Here is a 20809-nt window from a genome sequence, read left to right on the forward strand (position 1 = left end):
TTTCAGGGAAATCACCGATATAGTGATATAATTCGACATTTCTTTATACAATCCTTTAAAAATAAAAAAATACGGAGTAATTGTAAAGGTACCTGTGCACCAAACATTCATGACAATTCAACCAATTTGAATAAAAATACGGAGTTATGAAATAAACATCAATTTCATAACTCCGCAAATCTATATTTATGCAATTGTAGTGAATAGACTGAATTCAACCATGCACAGGTACCTCAAAAGACCTTTTGAACTAAAAGTATAAATTATTTCGAATCAAAGCCTCTATGAATCAGTATTATAGTCATGGTACAATTGACACTAATTATATATCCGTACTTAAATTCACAGAAGAAGATTAAACATGGAGTGATCTATTATGAAGGCCGCAATTGACATTGCTTTTTTGGAAGAGGTTAAAAAATACAACAAGCGTGAACTTGTAGTCTTAGTAGATACTATCTTCAGTTCACAGATCAAAAAGTACAACAAAACTGTCAGCTTTGGAAGAAGCGTTAGCATGGAGTTTGTCGCAGCATTAATCTTATCGGACTTTGACGAAACAACGTCACCTTATATATATCATGGTTTAGATCAAGTCTTTACAGGCACATGGGGGTCGATTGATTTTAGTAATTTCATGGATAAAGTAATTCTTGAAAATAGCGTCATTTCCTATCCAGCCTGGAGCAAGGCCTATAGATATATAGAGAGGAATCACGAGTGGCTAGCAGAACATCCTTGTTCAGAAGCGGATACGAACTCCTCCTACATCACGAAGAGCAGATTTATTAATTCCTGAATTAGAAACAATAGAATCTAACAGCGTCTGCCACACAGTCAAACTCCTTATCTTCTTAAAATATCCATAAAAATATGGTAATACATCATTTCAATATCTTCCTGACTAAATTCATATTTCTCATTGTGCCTATGATTCTTATGAACTTTGGCAAAGTATCTCATGTAGTGACTAATCATATCATCCAAATCTTTTGGGTCTCGTCCATTTTTATAGGGGTACAGTCGATTGTAAAGTGTTAAGTTAACAGTTTCAAAATGATTCATCTCATCAACCTTTCTTTGTTTTGAACACTGTGTGGCCCTCCACTATATGCGGTTTTAAAATTAATTATTTTTACATATCCGAACAGCCTATGTCTGTTGTAAATGACCCAAATTCACAATACAATGCCGCCAATTAGTATTTATTCATAAGCCAATAGTAAAAGGCACTACAGTCCACCAACATCTGTAAATGCCTCTTTTTTTATGTTGAAAATCGCATTCTCATTCCCCTACAAACAACTTTTTGTAAATAAATTCTTCCACACTGAGTATCCTTTTGCCCCTCTCCCATCTATATAAGAGGTAAAGGAGGAATTAACATGACACAACATCTAAAACAATACTCACACTTCGACACTTCTTCGGAAATGGAGGGAGCAGCACAACAGCACACTACCCTTCACTGGAACAAAATGACCAAGTCCGATCGGAAGGTCCTTGAGGTCATTGTCCGTCATTCAGAGGAATATGGAGCTGCAAAACTGAGGTATAAAACGATTGAGGAATCTACAGGGAGATCTACTGCAACAGTACGTCGTGGAATCAACAAACTGCTTAAACTTAATATCATTCAAAAGTTTCATTATTTCCATCCTGTCAGAGGTGGGATTGATGCTAATATCTATGTCATTCTACCGATTCAAGCGCCATGAATTTAACAGAGTATGTTTCTTTAAATGCAAATGCCCAGCAACCGAGTTCGATCGGTTGCTGGGCGACTAATGGTGCCTGGCCAACTGCAATTGGGCTGATGGGTTGATTTTTTATACTACTTAGGCTACTTTCTTTTTCTTCACAACCCCACTCAAAAACGGTGAAACGAATGTGATTGCAGCGACGATTAATAGTACAGCTGAGATAGGTCTGTTGAAGAATATGCCGAAATTGTCTTGAGAGATTAACATAGATTGATTAAAGCTTGTTTCTGCCAGTGGCCCAAGAATAATCGCCAAAACAATTGGGGCGAGTGGAAATCCATATCTTCTCAAGATGAAACCAATAACTCCGAATAACAGCATAACCCAAATATCATAAGCGTTATTATGAATTGCGTACGAGCCAACAATACTTAACAATAGAATTATTGGTCCTAACACAATTGGCTTTACGACTAATACTTTTGAAAAGATCCTTGCGCCACCAATTCCAACAACAATAATTAGGATATTCGCAACGAATAGGCTGAAAAATAAGGAGTACACAACATCTCCACTATGTGTAAACAGCTCTGCACCAGGTCGTAATCCATGAATGAGTAGTCCACCTAAAAACACCGCAGATACCGCATTACCAGGTATTCCAAGTGATAACAACGGAATCAGTGAACCGCCTGTTACTGCATTATTTGATGATTCAGGTGCAGCAACTCCGTGAATGGATCCTTTACCGAATGAATCTTTATCTTTAGACCATCTTTTCGCCTCATTATAAGCAATAAAGGCTGCTGGATCTGTTCCTACCCCAGGGATTATTCCAATAATGGTTCCGATAATTGAGGAACGACCCATATTTGGAGTTAATCGCAATAATTCTTTAAACTTCGGAACTACTTTTCCTGCCACTGCTGGGATTTGTGAAAATTCTATTCCCTCATCATTTGATAACTTACTGGAAATCATTAAATTAAATGCTTGGGACGCTGAGAACAATCCGATCAATACAGGAATCAATGCGAATCCGTCCAATAATGCAGGATGACCGAATGTGAATCTTGGATATCCGGAAATCGGATCCATGCCGACAGTTGCTATCAAAATTCCGAAAACCCCTGCCAATAAACCTTTCACAGGGCTTTTCCCTGTCAAACTTGAGATAATTGTCAACCCAAACACAGCGAGAGCAAAGTATTCTGGTGGGCCGAATCGTAAAGATTGTTGGGCCAAAAATGGTGCGAAAGCCGATAATGCGATTACACTTACAATCCCACCGAAACCAGAGGCAATCGCTGCAATTCCTAATGCTTTTGCACTTTCCCCTCTTTTGGTCATTTCATAACCGTCAATCACCGTTGCAGCTGCAGACGGCGTTCCAGGTGTATTTAATAAAATCGCTGAAATTGAACCAGAATAAACCGATGCAGAATAGACTGCACCTAATAAGATTAGTCCGGTTGCTGGATCCATCGAAAATGTAAATGGAATTAATATCGCGAGTGCCATGGTGGAACTTAATCCAGGCAATGCCCCGGTGAATACTCCAAATAACACACCACAAAGAATGGCGAATATATTAGTCGGTGTAAAAACGTTCCCCGCTGCTGATAACCATACTTCTAACAATACGTTTCACCTCTTTAATAAAAATTCTCAAAAAGCCCTTGTGGTAATGGTACATTTAATAAAACCTGAAAAATTACTGTTACAACAACAGAGGATGCAATAGAAATAATAAGCGCATTCTTAAGTTGTCGGTATCCAAAAATCCAAAATAAGATAAACAATAATACAATAGATGATACTGTGAAACCCAATAAATCCAACGCAATCATGTAAATAACCGTTGATGCTGCAATGATTGCCAAAAGTTTATATTCTCTTGTTGAAATCGTATTTTCAGAAACTTGCTCGCGGTCAGGCTTAAGTTTGGTGTCCACAATTAGAGCTATTGCTAAAGCCATAAGGACAACAGCGAAAAACTTTGGCCAAAATGCCGCTACTTCACTAAATTGGAAGGAATAAAAGAATGCAAACAAACCTAAAAGAAAGAAGATTCCCGCCAAAATACCATTGATTCTAAACATTAAATCACCTACTTTATAATGATAGATTGATTATCTTTAATCACTTTCCTGCGAATTTCATATATTTATTATAAGTATCTTCAATAATCGCTTTAAATTCTTCTGCATTTTTATACGTAATATTGATGCCTGAATTTGTCATTTGCTCTTGATATTCTTCTTGCTCAATGATTTCCTTAAACTTCTCTTGTAAGAACTCAATAATTTCCGGATCAGTACCTTTTGGTGCAGCAAATCCTCTCCATGAACCTGACACGACATCTAATCCATGTTCACTTGCTGTCGGTACATCTGGAATCAAATCTGATTTCTCGCTATCAAATAGTAGAATCGCTTTCATTGCACCACTTTTTAATTGGCTTTCGAAACCTGAGTAATTACCGATCAATGCATCGATATGTCCACCTGCAACAGCTGCAACCGCTAATGCCTCACCGTCGAATGGAACTGTTGTTATATCGATACCCGCAACTTCTGCTAGTTCTTTACTTGTAAACGCCGGAACTGTTTGTGCTCCTGAAACGCCTACGCTGATTTTACCCGGATTTTCTTTCGCGTATTTGAGGAATGATTCAGCATCATCATACGGTGCATCTTTCCCAACTACTAAAAAGAACGGATCATTAACAGTCATGATAATTGGAACAAAGTCTTCATGTGTATAGGAAACGTTGTTGAAAATTGGATTGCTTACAATAGAAGAAGTGATTAACGTTAATGTATAGCCATCTGGCTTTGCATTCGCACCAGCTGTTTGGCCTATACTACCGCCCCCACCATCTCTGTTTTCAATAACTAAAGACTTACCAACGATATCTTTCGCATGGTTTGCAAGAATTCGAGATGTATTATCCGCAGGACCCCCGGCCGAAAACGGGTTAATTATCTTAATTGGTTTTGTCGGATAATCCAATCCGTCTTTATTGCCGGCCTTATCATTCGAACAACCCGCCAATACTACTAGTAAAGCCATTACCATAAATGAAATTACTTTAGTGAAACTTTTTCTCATCGTTAATCCCCCTTGTATAATTTAGTTTGTAGACTGCTTTTGAGCCATTTGATCCAAAACGTCTTTGTAGGATGATGGTGTCACCCCGTCGAACTTCTCTTTCAATCCAAATTCAACCATGTATTCAAGTTTTTCACGTACTGCAGTCGCCATGATTGCGTTCACATTAATGGACTCCAACATTTGATTGGAACCAGACATCTCAGTGAATCTTCTCTCTGCATGAATAGCCGTCCCTGTCACCAAACGATTCAACGTATTTTCGAAATCCGTTTTATCCATCGTTTCTGAAACTGAACGAATTACTAATTCTTCAATTTCCAATTTCCTTGCTGCCTCCAACATCTCCACACCTAAAACTGACAAACCCTTCATAAATACACTTCTAACTAATTTTACAGCTGATGCTTCACCAGCAATGTCACTGATTTTCGTTAAATCCATTTGGTAACCTGCAAGCAATTTGATCATTAGATCAGCACCATTTCCGCTCGCATAAATCGGTACTTTATGTTTATAAACTGGCAGTGGTCCCATCAATGCCGCATCTACAAATAGAGCTCCCTTTTGAATAACGTTTTCACTTATTGCCTTTTTAATATCCGGACTTGATGCAGAAACGTCAATGTATAGCGTATTTCTTTGTAAAAAAGGTAATGTAGCTGTACAAACGTCAAGTGCTTTGTCCGCCGGAACCGCTGCAAATATAACAGTGGATTGTTGAACTACATCCTCCAAATTCGGGAGTAGATTCACATTTGCTTTTTCAGCCCTTTCTTGTATAATCTTCCCGTAAACAGGATTGTTAAGAGAAGCATCAAATGCAATAATACCTTCTATTCCTTCTTCATTAAAACCTAATGCTATATTAAATGAGGCTTCACCAAAACCAATAAACCCTACTTTCATTTCAAATCATCTCCCAATTAACAGCCTTCAAATTTCTTCATTTTTTCCCTTAACCAAGTAGGTTCGATACTATTTACAGGTAAACTTTCACTTTTTAACTTTGAATACTTTAAAATTTCTTCGACTCTGCTAGTTTCATAAGCTGATTTCTTTTCCGCACTCAAAATTGTATTCTCTAACTCATCTCGCGGAATAACTACAACTCCGTCTGTATCCCCAATGATAAAATCACCGGGGTTTACGACAATACCCCCACAAGAAATTCTTTGATTTATGGATCCAGGACCTTCTTTAAAGGGACCTGCTGGAATAAAACCTTTCGCAAAAATAGGAAATTCCATTTTGGATAGTACATCGTAATCACGAACGAGCCCATCAATAATGATGCCCTTAAGATTTTTGGCTTTCGCCGCAAAAGCCATTAACTCGCCTAAGTATGCACGGTGTTCATAGCCTTTCCCATCCACAACTAATACACTACCTTCTGGAGCGGTATGAATAGCTTCATGTAAAAATAAGTTATCTCCGGGTTCCAATGAAACCGTAAACGCAGGGCCACTAACTTTTTGTTCAGCGGTAACTGGTTTTATCATATAATCCATCGCACCCGAATTAACTAACCCATCACATAGCAATGTAGAATTTAGTTGCGAAACTCGATTAAGTAAATCATTCGGTATATTAAAATTGCAACTATCCATTATTTCTCCCCCTTGTATTAATAAAGCGCTTTCAAGTTAGGTGTAAAAATTTCTACTTTTATTATATGTGTAATATTTATTACCTTCTACATGTTTAGAATAGCATCCGGTTTTAGAAAAGTAAATACAATTTATGAATTTGCAAGAAAAATAAAAAAGACAACCCTAAAAATAGAGAGTTGTCTAAGGAAATCTATGACATTAGTGGCTTGACGGTAAATGGTGATAATTAATTTCAGTTAGAATATCATTCACTTTATCCAATCGCGATTTAATTTTCTCATGGTTCTGTGCGGCTACTGCTGTTATTAAGTAATCTGATAGGAAAATTGATGTAGTTATTGAATTGTGAAATGAGAGACTGCTTGAATTGCAAGGTAAGATTAAATCTGCATGCTTCGCTAAAGGCGATGAGTAACTATCGGTAATAGCGATAACTGTAGCATCCGCCTTTTTCGCATGAGACACTAAATCCACAATGCGACGTGCATATCTCGGATAACTTATTGCAATTACTAAATCGGTAGAGTCAAATCCCGCAACATCGTCAATCCAATCACTTTGATCTGCATTTTGTAATTTCGCATTCCCCAACAATCGATTTAACCCATGCGTCAAATACTGTGCTACCGGTAATCCACTTCTTACTCCCGTGCAATAAATATTTCGTGCATTCAGGATTGTTTTTATTGTTTTCTCCAAGGATTCATTTGTGATCACATCAAATGTATTCTGGATACTATTTATTTGAAAATCAACGTACTGTAGCCATAAATCATTCTTTGTCAAATCCTTCATGTTTGCTTCAAGTCTGGTATGGGGAGCAGCCTTACTTCTCAATATCTCCTGCAATCCCTTTTGAAATTCGGAGTATCCAGAATATCCCAAGCTAAATGTTAACCTCATAATGGTAGTTGTACTAGTGCCGACAATACCGGCCAATTGATCCACTGTATAAAATGCAACATCCATAGGATTTTTAATAATAAAATCCGCTACTTTTTTCTGTGTATCCGTTAATTCATGCATCTTGATTTTCAACTTTTCAATCGGATTGCTCAAATCCCTCACCCTTTTCATCAAAATGGAATATTTATTACATATTAATTTTATAATGTATATACTACTACATGAATTGAAAATCTCCAAGATGATGAAGTGATTTCTGGGTTCAATGATGCACAGGTGCCGAAAAAGTAATAAACATAATAAAATCACGGTTCTATGAAGCAGAACCGTGATTTTTCAAGTTTTAAATAACTCCTCTTCCCATCAAAACATCCTGTTTAGTCAAATTAATAGATTTAAGATCTTTTTTAATCCGCCAAACTGCAAACGGTGCTATTATCCACCCTAAAGATAAAGATATTGCAAATTTAACCCCAAAATAGAATAACCAACCAGCGATAGGCAGGAATAAAAATACGTCAGGGGTTAGCTTATTTAAAAACCTCCAACCAAACGGAACTGTCGCTATAGCATAGGAATTAATAAGAACCCCTATAAAAAACAATAGATATGATAATGGACCAATCGAATCGTCTAAGGATTTCAACGCCGAAAACATAAAAACTAAAGAAAATACGAAAATCGAAATAAAAATAACAATCGGTACGATAAGTTGTACCATAAGTCCTGATTTAAAAGTTTCGTTATTTTGAAGGGCACATCTTTGGCAAGATATAGGTTGAAATTCATCTGAACATTCATTGCATAAACCTTTACCACAGTTATTGCAGGTTGCAACTGCATCTAATTTGTTGTGTTTGTAGCATTTCATAACTCCACATCCAATTCCTTATTTTTCCTATATATCAAAGATTATTATACTGCTCTCTATTAATTTTGTACACAATTAAAAATTTCATGACATCTGTGTCAAACCCATGATCCTCATATCATTTTCACCATATGATAAAACGGCTCCCCAATAATTGTCCAAGGAGAGACAATTTCATATCCAAGCCGTTTGTAAAGTCGGAGTGCAGGTTCTTTTTGAGTTTCTACATTTAAGGCTAATCGGGTGTAACCTTGCTGCTTTGCAAGTTCTTCTACGAAATTGAATAATTGAGTTCCGATTCCTTGACCGCGGAAAGTAGGATCAATGCAAACAGTGTCGATATACAATTCACCTAGTAATGATTCAGCATCGATTTCAGGAGCCGCTACACCTTTTTCCATCAGCCAATTAGTCAAATTACGGTCAAGGACAGGAGCATCTTCCCCGGGATACAAGACGATAATCCCCGCCGCATTGCCGTTAATCTCCGCAATATATGTATTTAGGTAGGAGTGCCGGTTGTCGGTTCTAATGAATAGCTCAGTTAACCTTTCCGTGACCACTATTTCTTCGTTTGCTCCTGTCAACCGATTGGCGATGTGTCCAATTGCGTCGATAATGAGCGGGACGGCTTTATCCGCATCTGTCGGTTGTGCGGGTCTGATTTGGATACTCAATTTCAAAATCTCCTTTTAATCATTAATCTCTTTAGTATATCAAAAAAACAACCCATTTTTTTATGCACTGGGTTGTTCCTTCAAGCATCTCACTTTTGAAGAGTAGGTTACGGAATTCAGCTCTCGTGTTACGCCTGCTAAGAACGTGTTGCAAGGCCACACCACTATTCCTTCTCAAACTTCCTATAATTCCTCTCCTTCCCATCCCGAACTGGCTTTCAACCTTATTTTTCAGCATAAACGTCCGTTTCATCTTCTGATCAAACGCATAATAACTCGATTCCAATATAAACTCACTATTATCATTCAGAACAATGCACGTGATCTTCTTACTAAAAACCGTATATTCCTTTACATGACTTGCAGCCATCCAAACGCAGTCTTCCTTATACGGCGACTTAGTCGGCAAGCAGTACAGCTTCTTCCCAAGTCCCAATACAATAGGGGACATCGATATTTCCCCTAATAGCATCCGTGCCCCATCCTTCGCCCCTCGAAGGCTCGACCCGTAGCATCGAAGACTATAATCAACAAGTTGCGTCGTTCCCAGGCCAACTTTGAACAGCACACCATTCTCCATCACAAGAAAGTCGAATTCTTTTCAAAACAAGAAAATTTTATTTGCCTGTCAATAACTCAATTATTGCAGCCGAAAATTGAAAAACCACTAATTGCAACTATCAATTTTCAAATATCGGTTCTTTATTTACAGATCTTTTTTGTTTAAATCACGGTTAATAAAAATAAATTCCCAAACACAGTATCCCTTTTTCCCCCACGCATCTATAAAGAAGGTGAATGGGGATATCAAAATGTTAAATTACTTAAAACAACACTCTCGTTTTGCCACAATTGTTGAAATGGACGCAGCCGCAGAGCAGCATGTCACACGCCACTGGAATGAATTACGAAATCAGATCGCCAAATGCTTGACATCATCCGCCGCTATTCAGTCAAGTACGGAGCAGCCCATTTGAAACATGAAACGATAGAGGCTGCCACAGGTGAATCAAACGTCACTGTCAGACGCGCCATTCGGAAACTTGTCCAGCTCGGTATCATCGAAAAAGTCCGCTACATTCGCCCTGTAATGAGAGGGTTAGGCGCCAACATTTACACCATTTTACCCTTCGATGACCAGGCGGAATTGGACAGTCGGGACAATGACAATAAACCGCATGACGACGAGGAATTAGATCAGATTTCGAGAGACCAAGCTCTTCTATCTAAATCTCTATTAAAATCTAAAGATCTTACTAGCGCGTCTCCAATGGAGTCGCAAAAGTTATCAACAAGTCTATTCAGTCGGATGAAAGATTTTCTTGCTTCAACAATTGGAGACACAAAATTAGCCCGTGAATTCTTCGGTATCCACAGGGCCATTTCAGGCAGGATGTTAAAATTTGAGATTTATAAGGACGACAAGCCCGTCTTCGAAGATATTGCCTATCGTGCATTGATGATTACTATTATGGCAACGAAAAGAAAGGCAATCCACAATTTGCCGGGGTATTTTAAAGGTGTGTTGGACAAGTTAATCGATGAGAAATATTTCAATGATATTTTTATGCTGTATGATGTGTCGGTTGGGGGATTACATTACATTGTCCTTAATGGGTATTTGGGCTTATTTATAAAAAACTTTCGCATGGAGTGTCCTTTTTACCTTTTGCTATCTATATAAGAGGTAAAGGAGGAGTTAATATGACACACCATTTAAAACAATACTCACACTTCGACTCTGCTTCAGAAATGGAGGGAGCAGCTGTAGAGCACACTACGCTACATTGGAATGAAATGACAAAGTCAGATCGCAAGGTACTTGATGTCATTGTCAGTCATTCAGAGGAGTACGGTGCTGCAAAATTGAGGTGTAAAATGATTGAGGAAGCTATTGGGAGATCTAATGCAACAGTGCGTCGCGCAATCAATAAACTGATTAAACTTAATGTCATTCGAAAGTTTCATTATCTCCACCCTGTGAACTGTGGGATTGATGCTAATATTTATGTTGTTTTACCGGTTCGGGCAGTTTAAATACTATGGCTATCTATTTGTTGTTGGGTAGCTATTTTAGCGTTTGCAGTATTTGTAAAACGTTAATTCAAGAATACATAAGATTTATCTAAATTAAAAAGTAGTATGTTTAAGTGATATCTCTTTTACATGAAATTCGAACTATTAAAACACTAAACGGAATGGTAGAATTGAAGAAATTATGAAAAAAGCGGAAGGTAGGTGGGAGTTACTTAAAAGTGTTATGGATTGATAATTAGGTCGGCTGCACAGAAAGTAAACCATTGCTAATAGGGATTTGGTTTACGTTGATGATAAGTAGTTTTATTCTAATGAAACAAAGTAAACACGCGCAGATTCGACTTTGCAAAGGATTAAGTAGTACATATTACAAGGTTATTCACGGTTTGCCACCGCTTTATTTTGGGAGGCATGAATATTTCTATCTATGCAAAATAATTTATTTGGATAAATCCAATGGTGAGAAAAGTAAAAGTCATATAAAAGATAAAGGGAATGAGAGGGAAATCATTTGAAAATTGTAACCATGATAGTGATGACGATAATATTATTTATTGGTTTTGGAATAAAGACAGAGGCAAGTGAACTTGGAGACGTTAATAAGAATCATTGGTCATATGACCATATCAAAACGTTGACGGATAAAGGAGTCATATCGGGATACGGTGACGGAACATACAAACCGGATCGTTTTGTCACGAGAGCCGAGGCCGCGAAGATCATCCACGGTGCGTTGGAACTGAAAAATAAAACGATGTTCACCCCGAGTTTCGCGGACTTGCCTCAAGCACACTGGGCGTATGATTATGTCACTGTCTTGACCGAACAAAAGACGTTCACGGATGCAAATAAATTCAATCCGAACAATCACCTGACTCGAGCAGAAATGGCAAAGATCATCGTGTTGGGATTTGGATTCACGAAAGAGAAAGAATTGGCGTTCAATGATGTGCGTCCGTCAGACTGGCATTCAGTCTATGTAAAAAGGTTGACCGCAACCGGCGTAACGTCGGGAGTGTCCGCAACAAAATATGACCCTTCCGGAAAAGTGACAAGGGCGCAATTGGCGGCGTTCATCGATCGGGCGATGAAGGCGAAAGTGAGCCCGAATGGTGTATATGTAGAACCGCCGAAAATAAGCGAGAATGACAATATAAACTTGGATAACCCATACGTTGCAAGGTTGTTGACTGAAAAGGAAATAGAAAAACTTGTGCAAGACAATTTCAAGTACCTTAATGAGGAACGTGAAAAACACGGTTTGAAACCTTTGAAATTGAACCTGGAGCTTTCAAAAATCTCGCAAATGAAAGCGAAGGAAATGTACGATAAAAATTATTTCAGCCACAGATCCCCGACGTACGGTAGCCCAAGTGAGATGATGAGAAGTTTCGGTCACAAGGGTGGTTATGCGGAAAACATTGCGATGAATTATAGATCTGGCCAAGAGGCGGTGCAAGGTTGGATGATGAGTCCGGGGCATAGGGAAAATATCTTAGATGAATATGTAGACACTATATCTATAGGGGTCTATGGCCGGACACACATATTCAACTATCGTATATACTGGGTAAATAACTTTACCGATTCAAGAAGCTGGGAGTAACTTGATAGCAAACAAAAAGTGGTGGCCAAGAAAGGCTGCCACTTTTTTGAATGCCAAAAGTTAATCTTAATGGAGTAAACGTTTGATAAAACGAACTTTTCGTTATAAAAAACTATTTCGTGTTATAAAGTAATCAATGGAAGGGGGGGTTGGATGGATCAAAAAGTATTGTTGGTTTTGGCGAACAAAATGGGGATGAAAGATTTCTCATACATCGAAAGAAATGGGAGTTATGAATTTGCTAAAGTTCAAATGGTAATAAGCTATTCAGAAGATTGACTCTCAAGGATGTTGAATTAACAACATCCTTGAGTTTTATTAATTCCTACTTTCCAACTCCGTTAATTTACTCTCTCTAATGATTACGAGTTGTAACTATTGTTATCAATTCTTCCCTCTCGTCTGCTCTGCTCGATAAAGGAAAATCGCCATTTGACCACGGTCGACGAATTTTCCTGGAGAAAATTCAGTTGGACTTGTTCCAGTCGCAATGTTCTTTTCAATTAATCCTGTAAGATATGGGGCATAGAAAGCGTTGGCATCCACGTCTTTAAACTGTCCAGATTTCCAAGGGTGCCTTTCAATATTGTAAGCATGGGCAATCAGTTTTGCCATCTGGCCACGTTGAAGTTTGTCTTCAATACCAAAACGGCCATCACCATAACCACCCATTAGACCGTGATAAGCAAGGACGGCGATATACGGATAAAACTCATGATCGGTCGGTACATCACTGAAGTTCGGATTCGGCACTTCTTGTCCTGGATCCAAGTTAATGGCACGTACGACCATTTTAGCAGCTTGGCCTCGTGTCACCTGATCATAAGGACGGAAAGTTCCATCGCTAAACCCATGAATGATATCGTTTTCATGCAGCCCCATTACCGACTGGTAAGACTCCATATTAGGATGCATATCTGTGAAGGTACCTTGAGCTGATACGTTGGAACTGTAAAATCCGCTAAATAACAATCCTAACACTGCCACCATAGATAAAAGTCTCAGACACTTATTCACCTTTCTTCCTCCTTCTATTTAACTATTATTTCTATACTATAAATAGACAAGAAGGAGTAAAACTAAACCACTTTTTCGACACATTCCGACAAATTCTTTACTAACATGTTAAAAGGAGCTTACTTATGTTACAGTTCGCAATTCTATCTTCCCGTAACTTCTTTCAGAGGTGCAGTTCCGAAACAAAATCGAATTCAATAAGAACCCAAAATTAATTTCATTGTAAAGTTCAAATAAAATCTTATCTATAGTTTAAAATGACCCACACCAAATAATAGGTGTGAGTCACTTAATGCATTACTTTGGTAAATTACTTTAATAACGAAGGCAACCAAGTCGATAAAGCTGGTATATACGTAACCAAAAGCACGTTGATTAATAGAAAGGCAATCAGAAATAACGCCGGCCTAACTAATTTTTCAAATGGTACTTTTGCAATCTCAGATACAATAAAGAGATTAACCCCAACAGGTGGAGTGATCATACCACAGGCTAGATTTAATATCAAAATGACGCCAAAATGAATAGGGTCAATGCCAAATGATATTGCTGCTGGCAATAGAATTGGAGTCATTATGATAATTGCCGAAAAGGCCTCCAAAAACATACCTAAAATCAGCAGTAATAAATTTAATAATAATAGGAATAATATTTGGTTATCCGTGACACCTAATAAAAATTCAGCTACTTTATGTGGTACTTGGTTAATTGTTAATACATATGCAAATATTGATGCAAAGCCAACAATAATCATAATAATAGCAGTTGACATAGCAGATTGCATAATTACTTTATGGACATCTTTTAATTTAATTTCTTTATAGACAAAAACACCCAAGATAAAACTATAGATTACAGCTAAAACGGCGACTTCGGTAGGAGAAAAGTAACCTAAATATATTCCCCCAAATATTAATACTGGCAATAATAGGGCTAAAATTGATTCTTTAAAAGCAATGAAAATTTCTTTAAACCATTGTTTTTTGGAAACTATTATTTTCCTTTTGTCAATACCAGCCTTTCGAACATACAGGTAATTCGCCAGTATTAAGAATACCCCAACTAAAAGTCCAGGAATAATTGTAGCAAGAAACATACCCCCTATTGAGGTTCCGCTTACCATTGCATACATGATTATTACAATAGATGGCGGGATAACAGCCCCCATTTCACCCGCAGCTGCACTTAACGCAGCTGCGAAGTTCCTTGCGTATCCTTTTTTCTCCATGTTGGGAATCATGATACTTCCAATTGCCGCAGTAGTAGCCGATGAAGAACCAGAAATTGTTGAAAATATCGTTGTTGTTAAAACTGTAGAGGTTCCAACTCCTCCTGTCACCCCTTTAACAAGTACTGAGGCAAAATTAACAAGCCTCTTAGCAATTCCCCCCGAACCCATTAGATTACCTGCAAGGATAAAAAACGGTATAGCTAGCAGCGTAAATCCAGACAATCCTTCAAATACTTTTTGCGGTATGGTTGTCAAACTATATGACTCTAATAAGAGAGCCAATAAAGAAGATCCTCCCAAGGCAATAGCTACAGGTGCACTTAAAAACAAAAGTAAGAAGAAGGCTATAAATACTGTGGTGATCACTTTATCACCCCTTTTTTGTTTGATATTTCCTTAGTCATTTATTTCAATAAGTCTAATAAATCTTGGCTTAGGTCTTTATTGTTTGCTTTATATTTCTCTTTCAGACTTTTTGTTGCTTCTTTAAAACTTTCTATGTCTGGTTCTACTATTTCCATGCCCTGTTCTCGCATAGACTTTATAGCATAATCGTAGTCTTCCGTATACTTTGCAATCCCTGCCTTTGCGGCCTCATCTGCAGCTTCTCTGAAGATTTGTTGCTGTTCCTCACTTAGTTTTCCCCATGCTTTCTCAGACATAATAGCAACTACAGGATAATAATGAGCTTTTGTTAAACTGAAGTAAGAGGTAACCTCAGTCAGCTTGTCCCTTACCAAGTCGTCTGCAGAACCTTCAGCAGCTTCAATTAAACCTTGTTGAAGCGATAGATATACTTCGCCGTATGGCATTGGTGTTGGTTGTGCACCTAACTTCTCATAGGTTGAAATATAACCATTTGATTGTACAACCCTAACTTTTGTACCTCTAAAGTCATCTAAAGTTTCCATTCTTTTTGTTGAAAAGACGTTTCTTTCCAAAGCGGAATGGTAGCCTAAACCGACTATTCCATATTCAGATAATCCTTCCAAAAGGGAGTCCCCAGATTCACTTTGCAAAAATGTGTTTGCTTCATTTAAGTCGTTAAATAAGTATGGTACATCAAATACTAAAAACTCTGTAGCAACCGCCGTCAGTGCAGCAGTGCCCACTAAAGCAATATCTTGATTGCCATTTCTGATTGCTTGAATACTTTGTGCTTCTCCACCTAACTGTGCATTAGGAAATATATCAATTTGTACCTGACCGTCTGTTTTTTCATTTACTATCTCAGCTAACTTGGATGCGTATGCATGGAAACCGGATTCCTCAGAAACAATATGACTAAAGTTTAGTTTAATAACCTTATCGGATAAAGCTTTCTCATCTTTTGACCCATTACTACCACAAGCGGCAAGAGCGATTGATAACAACACAATCAAAATCATTAATAATCTTAATTTCATGGAATAATCTCCTCACTTTTTATTAGTAAATTATATTTCTGTATCTACGTTTACACTTAATAAATTCTTCTTGGGGATTTCTAATAGGTAAGCAATTGTATTTAAAATCATGACAAATGCACTGACAGGTAATGAAACGTATACATATGACATGGGAATACCCATTGTTGAAGAAGTCTCGCTCATTCCATATACAGCCCACTCATACCCAGCTATTAATAGACCAATATAGAATAATAGGGATAGTAATGTAGCAATATAAACTACTAATTTTACCCCGTTTAATGGAAGTTTTCCTAACAGTACATCTACAGAAATTAATTTATTATGTCTCGTTGCAACTGCCACCCCTAAAAATATCAGCCAAATCATACAATAGATTGGTAATTCACTAGTCCACGGGGCAGAAATTCTTATTCCCATACCTGGTAAGAATCTCAATAACACTTGAAAAGATACAGCTGCGACCATCACCATTAACAAGAACACGCAAAGTATTAATAAAAATTTGTTTAGCCTGTCCAATATTTTAGTGTAGGTGTTCATTTCTAATTGCACCTCCTCCTCCTATTCAGTCCTTCATCTGAAAACATCATCTTTATCATGTTTAAATATTTCAAGCTCCTGTTTCGTTGGTAATCCCTCTATATCCCCTTCACACATAACCGCCAAAGCACCTAGCTGATTACCCTGTATTACTGCCTCTTTTAACGTAAAGTTATCTAATAAACCTGATAGCACCCCTGCAGCAAAAGCATCTCCAGCCCCTACACTATCTATCACTTCTCTAATTTCAATACCTGGAACGGTGCCCTCTTCCATAGTATTTTTGAAGTATGCACCCTGTTCTCCTAATTTTATAGCTACTTTTTCAGCTCCTAACTCTAATAATTTATTGGCAATTTTTTCTGGTTCTTCTTCACCAGTCAGAAACTTACCTTCCGATATGCCAGGCATAATTAAATCTGAAGCAGAAGCAATTTGAGTAAAAATATCGAATGCATAGCCCTTATCATCCATGAGTTTAGTTCTAATATTAGGATCAAAGCTTATTTTTACATTACTTTCTTTTGCAATTTCAATACTTTTAAGTACCAATTCTCTGCAATTTTCACTTAATAAAGGTGTGATGCCAGTTATGTGCAACCACTTAGCATTTGCTATATATTCTATATCTAAGTCATCGACATTCATTCTGCTTGCAGCTGAGTTATTTCTATAGTAGTAGATATTCATTAAATTCGAGTTTCTCTTCTCTTTAAAATATAAACCGGTTGGAAAATCTTCATCAGTTATTAATCTTGATGTATCTACCCCTTCGGCTCTTAATAAGGAAATTATATTTTTTCCAAACGGGTCATTTCCTACTCTACTAAAGAACCCAGCCTTATTCCCTAACCTGGATAGACCTATCGCAACATTCCCTTCCGCTCCACCTACACTTTTATGAAAAGTGTATATGGAATTAATAGGCCCAATTCTATCCGGATTAAATACCGCCATCATTTCTCCAAATGTTACAACATCCATGTTTTTCCTCCTGATTTTATATACTTACGCTTTAGTACAACAAGGAAATAGCCTCCTCATCCCCATAATTCAAGTATCTATAAAGAGCTTCCATAAAATAATAATCACCATACATTGCCGACTCATTAACCCCTGAGTTCCTTGGTTTATCAACAGTGGACTTCTCTATAATTCCAAATTTATCGTAGGATTGGAAAAAGCAGTGCTCAACCATTGAATCAATAATTTGTTTAGACCTTTCCTTCCAAAGTAGTGATTTTTGCTCGTTTTCTTCCTTTAACAAGTGTGAGATCAATAACATTCCAGATGTTGCAATAGAAGAAGCCGCTGCATCAATTGGTTCTTCTTCGACATTCTTAAAGTGAAAATCCCAGCGTGGTAATTTCGTTTCATCATCTACATTGTTCCAGTAATAGTTAGCTAAATTCTTAGCTGTATCTAAATAAGCTTTATTCCCAGTATACCGGTACATATTTGCAAAACCGTATAAAGCCCATGCTTGCCCCCTTGACCAACATGTCTCAGGTAAATACCCTTGATGCGTAGTCCTTTCAATAATTTCAAATGTTTTTGTATCCCACTTAACCATATGATAAATAGAATAATCATCACGTATATGATTTTTCATTATGCTGTTGGCAAGTCTTATTCCTTTTTCATATAAGACTTCATTATCCTCAGCTCGAGCAGCCCAAATCATGATAGGGGCATTCATAATTGTGTCAACAATAGCATTACCTTCATATCCTGGTTCATCCCATGCACGAACTAGTTCAACCTCTTCTTCAAAAAGATCTTCCATATTATGTGCTCCGGCTCTTGCCATCTCCACAAACCTTTCTCTTGCTTCTATGTTGTGGCCGAATACACAGCTTGGTCCAAAAATAAAGCCCATATCATGTGTCTTGTTGTCATCCATTCGAACTGCTAATTTCAAGGCTTGTTGCACAGCTTGTTCTTTTAATTCTACTGTTTCTTTTTTTCCTAAATAATTCAACCACAGCAAACCAGTCCAAAATCCTCCAGTCCAATGTCCGTCTGTATTAGTTAGCCATTTTCCATTTTTAGTGATGTGAGGGAAACGGCCATCCAACTCATTTTTTAGGTGAACAACCTTTTTTAAACCATTGTTATATACATCTACTAAGTTCATTTTTCCATCTCCTCGTATTTTTGTTATGATAATTGACAGAAAGTATAGCGCTTACATAAGTGTAAAAAAGCATTAATTTACTCACTAATTTTCCTACCTATTTGATACTATATTAATAAATTTTTTAGCCCTATCTTCGATATCATTCAAACTTCCTTTTAATAACGAACCGCCCACACTGACAACTTCCGTTCCATTACTGAACCAGTCCTCAATGTTTTCCAAATCCACTCCCCCTGAAGGCATAATTGACACTTGTGGTAATGGGGCTTTAAATTGTTTGATTGATGATGGGCCATAAATTCCACCAGGAAACAGTTTAATTAACGAACATCCAGCAGATAATGCAGTAGTCATCTCTGTTACAGTCATACAGCCAGGTATGTAAGGTATTTGATATAGATTACATAAAGATGCTGTATCCTTATCAAAACTAGGACTTACAATAAACTTTGCACCAGCATCTATAGCTATTTTGGCAGTAATTGCATCTAAGACTGTGCCCGCCCCCGTTAATATATGTGGATGGTGTTCAGACAGATAAGTTATTGCCTTTTCTACTTGGGGGGTGGTGTAAGTTAACTCCACGCTAGTTATTCCACCCTTTATACAGGCTTCAGAGTATTCAATTGCCATGTCACTTGAGCCTGCTCGAATTACTGCAACTATCTTTGACTTAGTGATTAGTTGAAGTATTTTAACCAATTGCATTTCATTCACCCCTTCAAACTCCGTGATATGTCCTTTCATAAACGTCAAGTCAAAATTGTTGATATCTCCTATTATCTGATGGGAATCACTAACGGCGGCTTACTTAAATATCCCTAAAATGCTTCTTTTCTTTTGTTGACTCGCGGATAATTAATAAAGGTTCATGTCGATGTAACTTCGGCGATTTTTCAGGTTTTTTATTTATTATTTTAGATAGTAAAATTTCAGCAGCCTCTGTTCCCATTTCTAATGTAGGCTGGGCTATAGTAGTTAATGTAGGTGAATGAAATGAACTAAATGACACCTCATCAATTGTTATTAATCCAAAGTCTTCTCCAACCTTCAAATCTTGTTTAGATGCATATTTCAAAATTTCCATTAACGTAAGGTCATTACCAGAAATAATGGCATCAGGCTTTTTATCCAAAGAAAAGACTTTATCTAATCCACGATCTAAAGAATCCAGTTCCATTGCCACAATATAATCAGGATTTACAATCAAATCATTTTTCTTGAGTGCATTCTTATAACCATTAATTCTTTCTATTCTGGGGGTAATATTGTCAATAATTGAGGTAGTTACAATCGCAATATCTTTATAGCCTTGTTCTACAAAATGTTCAACTGCGATTGTGCTAGCCTTTTCATTATCTAATAAAACAACATCTGTGCTTATCCCTTCAACTAAACGGTCTAAAAAAACTATTGGATATTCTTGTTTTACAAGCCTTTGGTACAATTTGTAGTTACCATTAGTCGGTAGAATAATTAAACCATCAACCTGTTTAGACAATAGCGTTTCAATATACTCTTTCTCTTTTTTAGGATTGTCATCGGAATTACAAATAATAGTAGAGATATTGTTGCCATTGCAAACATTTTCAATCGCACGTATAACTTGTGTAGAATATGCATGCAAGATATTCGCTACAATTACCCCAATTGTTGATGTGCTTTTCATTTTTAAGCTTCTAGCAACTATATTTGGTTGATAATCCAATTCCGAAATCACATTTTGAATTCTAATACGCGTTTCTTCGCTCATATATTCAAATCGATTATTTAAATACTGTGAAACTGTACTCTTCGATACATTAGCTTTATTTGCTACATCAGCGATTGTAACACCTCTATTAGCCATAGCCTCCTCCTAACTAAACCAATTTAGGTTATACTAAACCGGTTTACTAAATCGATTTATATATATATTATAATATTAGGTGTTCAGATTCAA

23 protein-coding genes are annotated in these 20809 nt (G+C 37.2%); 6 read left to right on the forward strand and 17 right to left on the reverse strand.

The features are described from left to right. Nucleotides 1-376 precede the first annotated feature (376 nt). A complete protein-coding gene (locus P5G49_RS00065; RefSeq protein ID WP_301241337.1) occupies nucleotides 377-799 on the forward strand; it encodes a hypothetical protein in 423 nt (140 codons plus the stop codon). Nucleotides 800-1385: 586 nt separating this feature from the next. Then, a complete protein-coding gene (locus P5G49_RS00070) occupies nucleotides 1386-1718 on the forward strand; it encodes a helix-turn-helix domain-containing protein (protein ID WP_301241338.1) in 333 nt (110 codons plus the stop codon). A 120-nt stretch (nucleotides 1719-1838) separates the two neighbouring features. On the opposite strand, the gene P5G49_RS00075 is transcribed toward P5G49_RS00070, so the two are convergent. From P5G49_RS00075 to P5G49_RS00115, 9 genes are all read right to left on the reverse strand, one after another. Continuing rightward, complete coding sequence (locus P5G49_RS00075) at nucleotides 1839-3344, reverse strand: tripartite tricarboxylate transporter permease (protein ID WP_301241340.1); 1506 nt, start codon at nucleotides 3342-3344, stop codon at nucleotides 1839-1841. 14 nt (nucleotides 3345-3358) lie between these two features. Then, nucleotides 3359-3805: a tripartite tricarboxylate transporter TctB family protein gene (locus P5G49_RS00080; protein WP_301241341.1), complete on the reverse strand. Its 447-nt coding sequence runs from the start codon at nucleotides 3803-3805 to the stop codon at nucleotides 3359-3361. Nucleotides 3806-3845: 40 nt separating this feature from the next. Continuing rightward, nucleotides 3846-4817, reverse strand: coding sequence for a tripartite tricarboxylate transporter substrate binding protein (locus P5G49_RS00085; RefSeq protein WP_301241342.1), 972 nt, complete (start codon nucleotides 4815-4817; stop codon nucleotides 3846-3848). 21 nt (nucleotides 4818-4838) lie between these two features. Beyond that, the gene (locus P5G49_RS00090) at nucleotides 4839-5726 is read right to left on the reverse strand and encodes a DUF1932 domain-containing protein (protein WP_301241343.1); all 888 of its coding nucleotides are present in this window, start codon (nucleotides 5724-5726) and stop codon (nucleotides 4839-4841) included. A 17-nt stretch (nucleotides 5727-5743) separates the two neighbouring features. Then, the gene (locus tag P5G49_RS00095; protein ID WP_301241344.1) at nucleotides 5744-6427 is read right to left on the reverse strand and encodes an RraA family protein; all 684 of its coding nucleotides are present in this window, start codon (nucleotides 6425-6427) and stop codon (nucleotides 5744-5746) included. Nucleotides 6428-6628: 201 nt separating this feature from the next. Next, a complete protein-coding gene (locus tag P5G49_RS00100; protein WP_301241348.1) occupies nucleotides 6629-7489 on the reverse strand; it encodes a MurR/RpiR family transcriptional regulator in 861 nt (286 codons plus the stop codon). Nucleotides 7490-7679: 190 nt separating this feature from the next. Continuing rightward, on the reverse strand, nucleotides 7680-8207 hold the full coding sequence (locus tag P5G49_RS00105; protein WP_301241350.1) for a hypothetical protein: 528 nt from the start codon (nucleotides 8205-8207) through the stop codon (nucleotides 7680-7682). Between the two features lie 113 nt (nucleotides 8208-8320). Next, entirely contained in the window at nucleotides 8321-8884 is a 564-nt protein-coding gene (locus P5G49_RS00110; protein ID WP_301241352.1) for a GNAT family N-acetyltransferase, read from the reverse strand. Nucleotides 8885-8915: 31 nt separating this feature from the next. After that, a complete protein-coding gene (locus P5G49_RS00115) occupies nucleotides 8916-9464 on the reverse strand; it encodes a competence protein ComK (RefSeq protein ID WP_301241849.1) in 549 nt (182 codons plus the stop codon). A 345-nt stretch (nucleotides 9465-9809) separates the two neighbouring features. Between P5G49_RS00115 and P5G49_RS00120 the strand changes: the two genes are divergently transcribed. From P5G49_RS00120 to P5G49_RS00135, 4 genes are all read left to right on the forward strand, one after another. Then, the gene (locus P5G49_RS00120) at nucleotides 9810-10568 is read left to right on the forward strand and encodes a helix-turn-helix domain-containing protein (RefSeq protein WP_301241354.1); all 759 of its coding nucleotides are present in this window, start codon (nucleotides 9810-9812) and stop codon (nucleotides 10566-10568) included. Between the two features lie 20 nt (nucleotides 10569-10588). After that, on the forward strand, nucleotides 10589-10921 hold the full coding sequence (locus P5G49_RS00125; protein WP_301241356.1) for a helix-turn-helix domain-containing protein: 333 nt from the start codon (nucleotides 10589-10591) through the stop codon (nucleotides 10919-10921). A 511-nt stretch (nucleotides 10922-11432) separates the two neighbouring features. Next, nucleotides 11433-12527 carry a CAP and S-layer homology domain-containing protein gene (locus P5G49_RS00130; protein ID WP_301241358.1) on the forward strand — a complete coding sequence of 365 codons (1095 nt, stop codon included), beginning with the start codon at nucleotides 11433-11435 and terminating at the stop codon, nucleotides 12525-12527. A 153-nt stretch (nucleotides 12528-12680) separates the two neighbouring features. Continuing rightward, nucleotides 12681-12806 carry a hypothetical protein gene (locus P5G49_RS00135; protein WP_301241360.1) on the forward strand — a complete coding sequence of 42 codons (126 nt, stop codon included), beginning with the start codon at nucleotides 12681-12683 and terminating at the stop codon, nucleotides 12804-12806. A 105-nt stretch (nucleotides 12807-12911) separates the two neighbouring features. Here P5G49_RS00135 and P5G49_RS00140 read toward each other — a convergent pair whose 3' ends face one another. The 8 genes from P5G49_RS00140 to P5G49_RS00175 all read right to left on the reverse strand — a co-directional run bounded on the left by P5G49_RS00140 (nucleotide 12912) and on the right by P5G49_RS00175 (nucleotide 20716). After that, nucleotides 12912-13544 carry an S-layer homology domain-containing protein gene (locus P5G49_RS00140; RefSeq protein WP_301241362.1) on the reverse strand — a complete coding sequence of 211 codons (633 nt, stop codon included), beginning with the start codon at nucleotides 13542-13544 and terminating at the stop codon, nucleotides 12912-12914. 310 nt (nucleotides 13545-13854) lie between these two features. After that, complete coding sequence (locus P5G49_RS00145) at nucleotides 13855-15141, reverse strand: TRAP transporter large permease (RefSeq protein WP_301241365.1); 1287 nt, start codon at nucleotides 15139-15141, stop codon at nucleotides 13855-13857. Nucleotides 15142-15179: 38 nt separating this feature from the next. After that, the gene (locus tag P5G49_RS00150; protein WP_301241367.1) at nucleotides 15180-16181 is read right to left on the reverse strand and encodes a TRAP transporter substrate-binding protein; all 1002 of its coding nucleotides are present in this window, start codon (nucleotides 16179-16181) and stop codon (nucleotides 15180-15182) included. Nucleotides 16182-16211: 30 nt separating this feature from the next. After that, nucleotides 16212-16739 (reverse strand): TRAP transporter small permease, encoded by a 528-nt coding sequence (locus tag P5G49_RS00155; protein WP_301241368.1) that lies wholly within the window; start codon nucleotides 16737-16739, stop codon nucleotides 16212-16214. Nucleotides 16740-16760: 21 nt separating this feature from the next. Then, nucleotides 16761-17711 carry a sugar kinase gene (locus P5G49_RS00160; protein WP_301241369.1) on the reverse strand — a complete coding sequence of 317 codons (951 nt, stop codon included), beginning with the start codon at nucleotides 17709-17711 and terminating at the stop codon, nucleotides 16761-16763. Between the two features lie 31 nt (nucleotides 17712-17742). Further along, a complete protein-coding gene (locus P5G49_RS00165) occupies nucleotides 17743-18864 on the reverse strand; it encodes a glycoside hydrolase family protein (RefSeq protein WP_301241370.1) in 1122 nt (373 codons plus the stop codon). Between the two features lie 93 nt (nucleotides 18865-18957). Beyond that, nucleotides 18958-19575 carry a bifunctional 2-keto-4-hydroxyglutarate aldolase/2-keto-3-deoxy-6-phosphogluconate aldolase gene (locus tag P5G49_RS00170; protein ID WP_301241371.1) on the reverse strand — a complete coding sequence of 206 codons (618 nt, stop codon included), beginning with the start codon at nucleotides 19573-19575 and terminating at the stop codon, nucleotides 18958-18960. 103 nt (nucleotides 19576-19678) lie between these two features. Then, the gene (locus P5G49_RS00175) at nucleotides 19679-20716 is read right to left on the reverse strand and encodes a LacI family DNA-binding transcriptional regulator (RefSeq protein ID WP_301241375.1); all 1038 of its coding nucleotides are present in this window, start codon (nucleotides 20714-20716) and stop codon (nucleotides 19679-19681) included. Nucleotides 20717-20809 lie beyond the last annotated feature (93 nt).

Source organism: Sporosarcina highlanderae, assembly GCF_030433715.1.
In the GTDB taxonomy this organism is placed as follows: domain Bacteria; phylum Bacillota; class Bacilli; order Bacillales_A; family Planococcaceae; genus Sporosarcina; species Sporosarcina highlanderae.

Coding starts and splice junctions, on each gene's coding strand:
- P5G49_RS00065 (WP_301241337.1), top strand. CDS start 377: ATGAAGGCCGCAATTGACATTGCTTTTTTGGAAGAGGTTAAAAAATAC.
- P5G49_RS00070 (WP_301241338.1), top strand. CDS start 1,386: ATGACACAACATCTAAAACAATACTCACACTTCGACACTTCTTCGGAA.
- P5G49_RS00080 (WP_301241341.1), bottom strand. CDS start 3,805: ATGTTTAGAATCAATGGTATTTTGGCGGGAATCTTCTTTCTTTTAGGT.
- P5G49_RS00085 (WP_301241342.1), bottom strand. CDS start 4,817: ATGAGAAAAAGTTTCACTAAAGTAATTTCATTTATGGTAATGGCTTTA.
- P5G49_RS00090 (WP_301241343.1), bottom strand. CDS start 5,726: ATGAAAGTAGGGTTTATTGGTTTTGGTGAAGCCTCATTTAATATAGCA.
- P5G49_RS00095 (WP_301241344.1), bottom strand. CDS start 6,427: ATGGATAGTTGCAATTTTAATATACCGAATGATTTACTTAATCGAGTT.
- P5G49_RS00105 (WP_301241350.1), bottom strand. CDS start 8,207: ATGAAATGCTACAAACACAACAAATTAGATGCAGTTGCAACCTGCAAT.
- P5G49_RS00115 (WP_301241849.1), bottom strand. CDS start 9,464: ATGGAGAATGGTGTGCTGTTCAAAGTTGGCCTGGGAACGACGCAACTT.
- P5G49_RS00120 (WP_301241354.1), top strand. CDS start 9,810: ATGCTTGACATCATCCGCCGCTATTCAGTCAAGTACGGAGCAGCCCAT.
- P5G49_RS00125 (WP_301241356.1), top strand. CDS start 10,589: ATGACACACCATTTAAAACAATACTCACACTTCGACTCTGCTTCAGAA.
- P5G49_RS00135 (WP_301241360.1), top strand. CDS start 12,681: ATGGATCAAAAAGTATTGTTGGTTTTGGCGAACAAAATGGGGATGAAA.
- P5G49_RS00150 (WP_301241367.1), bottom strand. CDS start 16,181: ATGAAATTAAGATTATTAATGATTTTGATTGTGTTGTTATCAATCGCT.
- P5G49_RS00160 (WP_301241369.1), bottom strand. CDS start 17,711: ATGGATGTTGTAACATTTGGAGAAATGATGGCGGTATTTAATCCGGAT.
- P5G49_RS00165 (WP_301241370.1), bottom strand. CDS start 18,864: ATGAACTTAGTAGATGTATATAACAATGGTTTAAAAAAGGTTGTTCAC.
- P5G49_RS00170 (WP_301241371.1), bottom strand. CDS start 19,575: ATGCAATTGGTTAAAATACTTCAACTAATCACTAAGTCAAAGATAGTT.
- P5G49_RS00175 (WP_301241375.1), bottom strand. CDS start 20,716: ATGGCTAATAGAGGTGTTACAATCGCTGATGTAGCAAATAAAGCTAAT.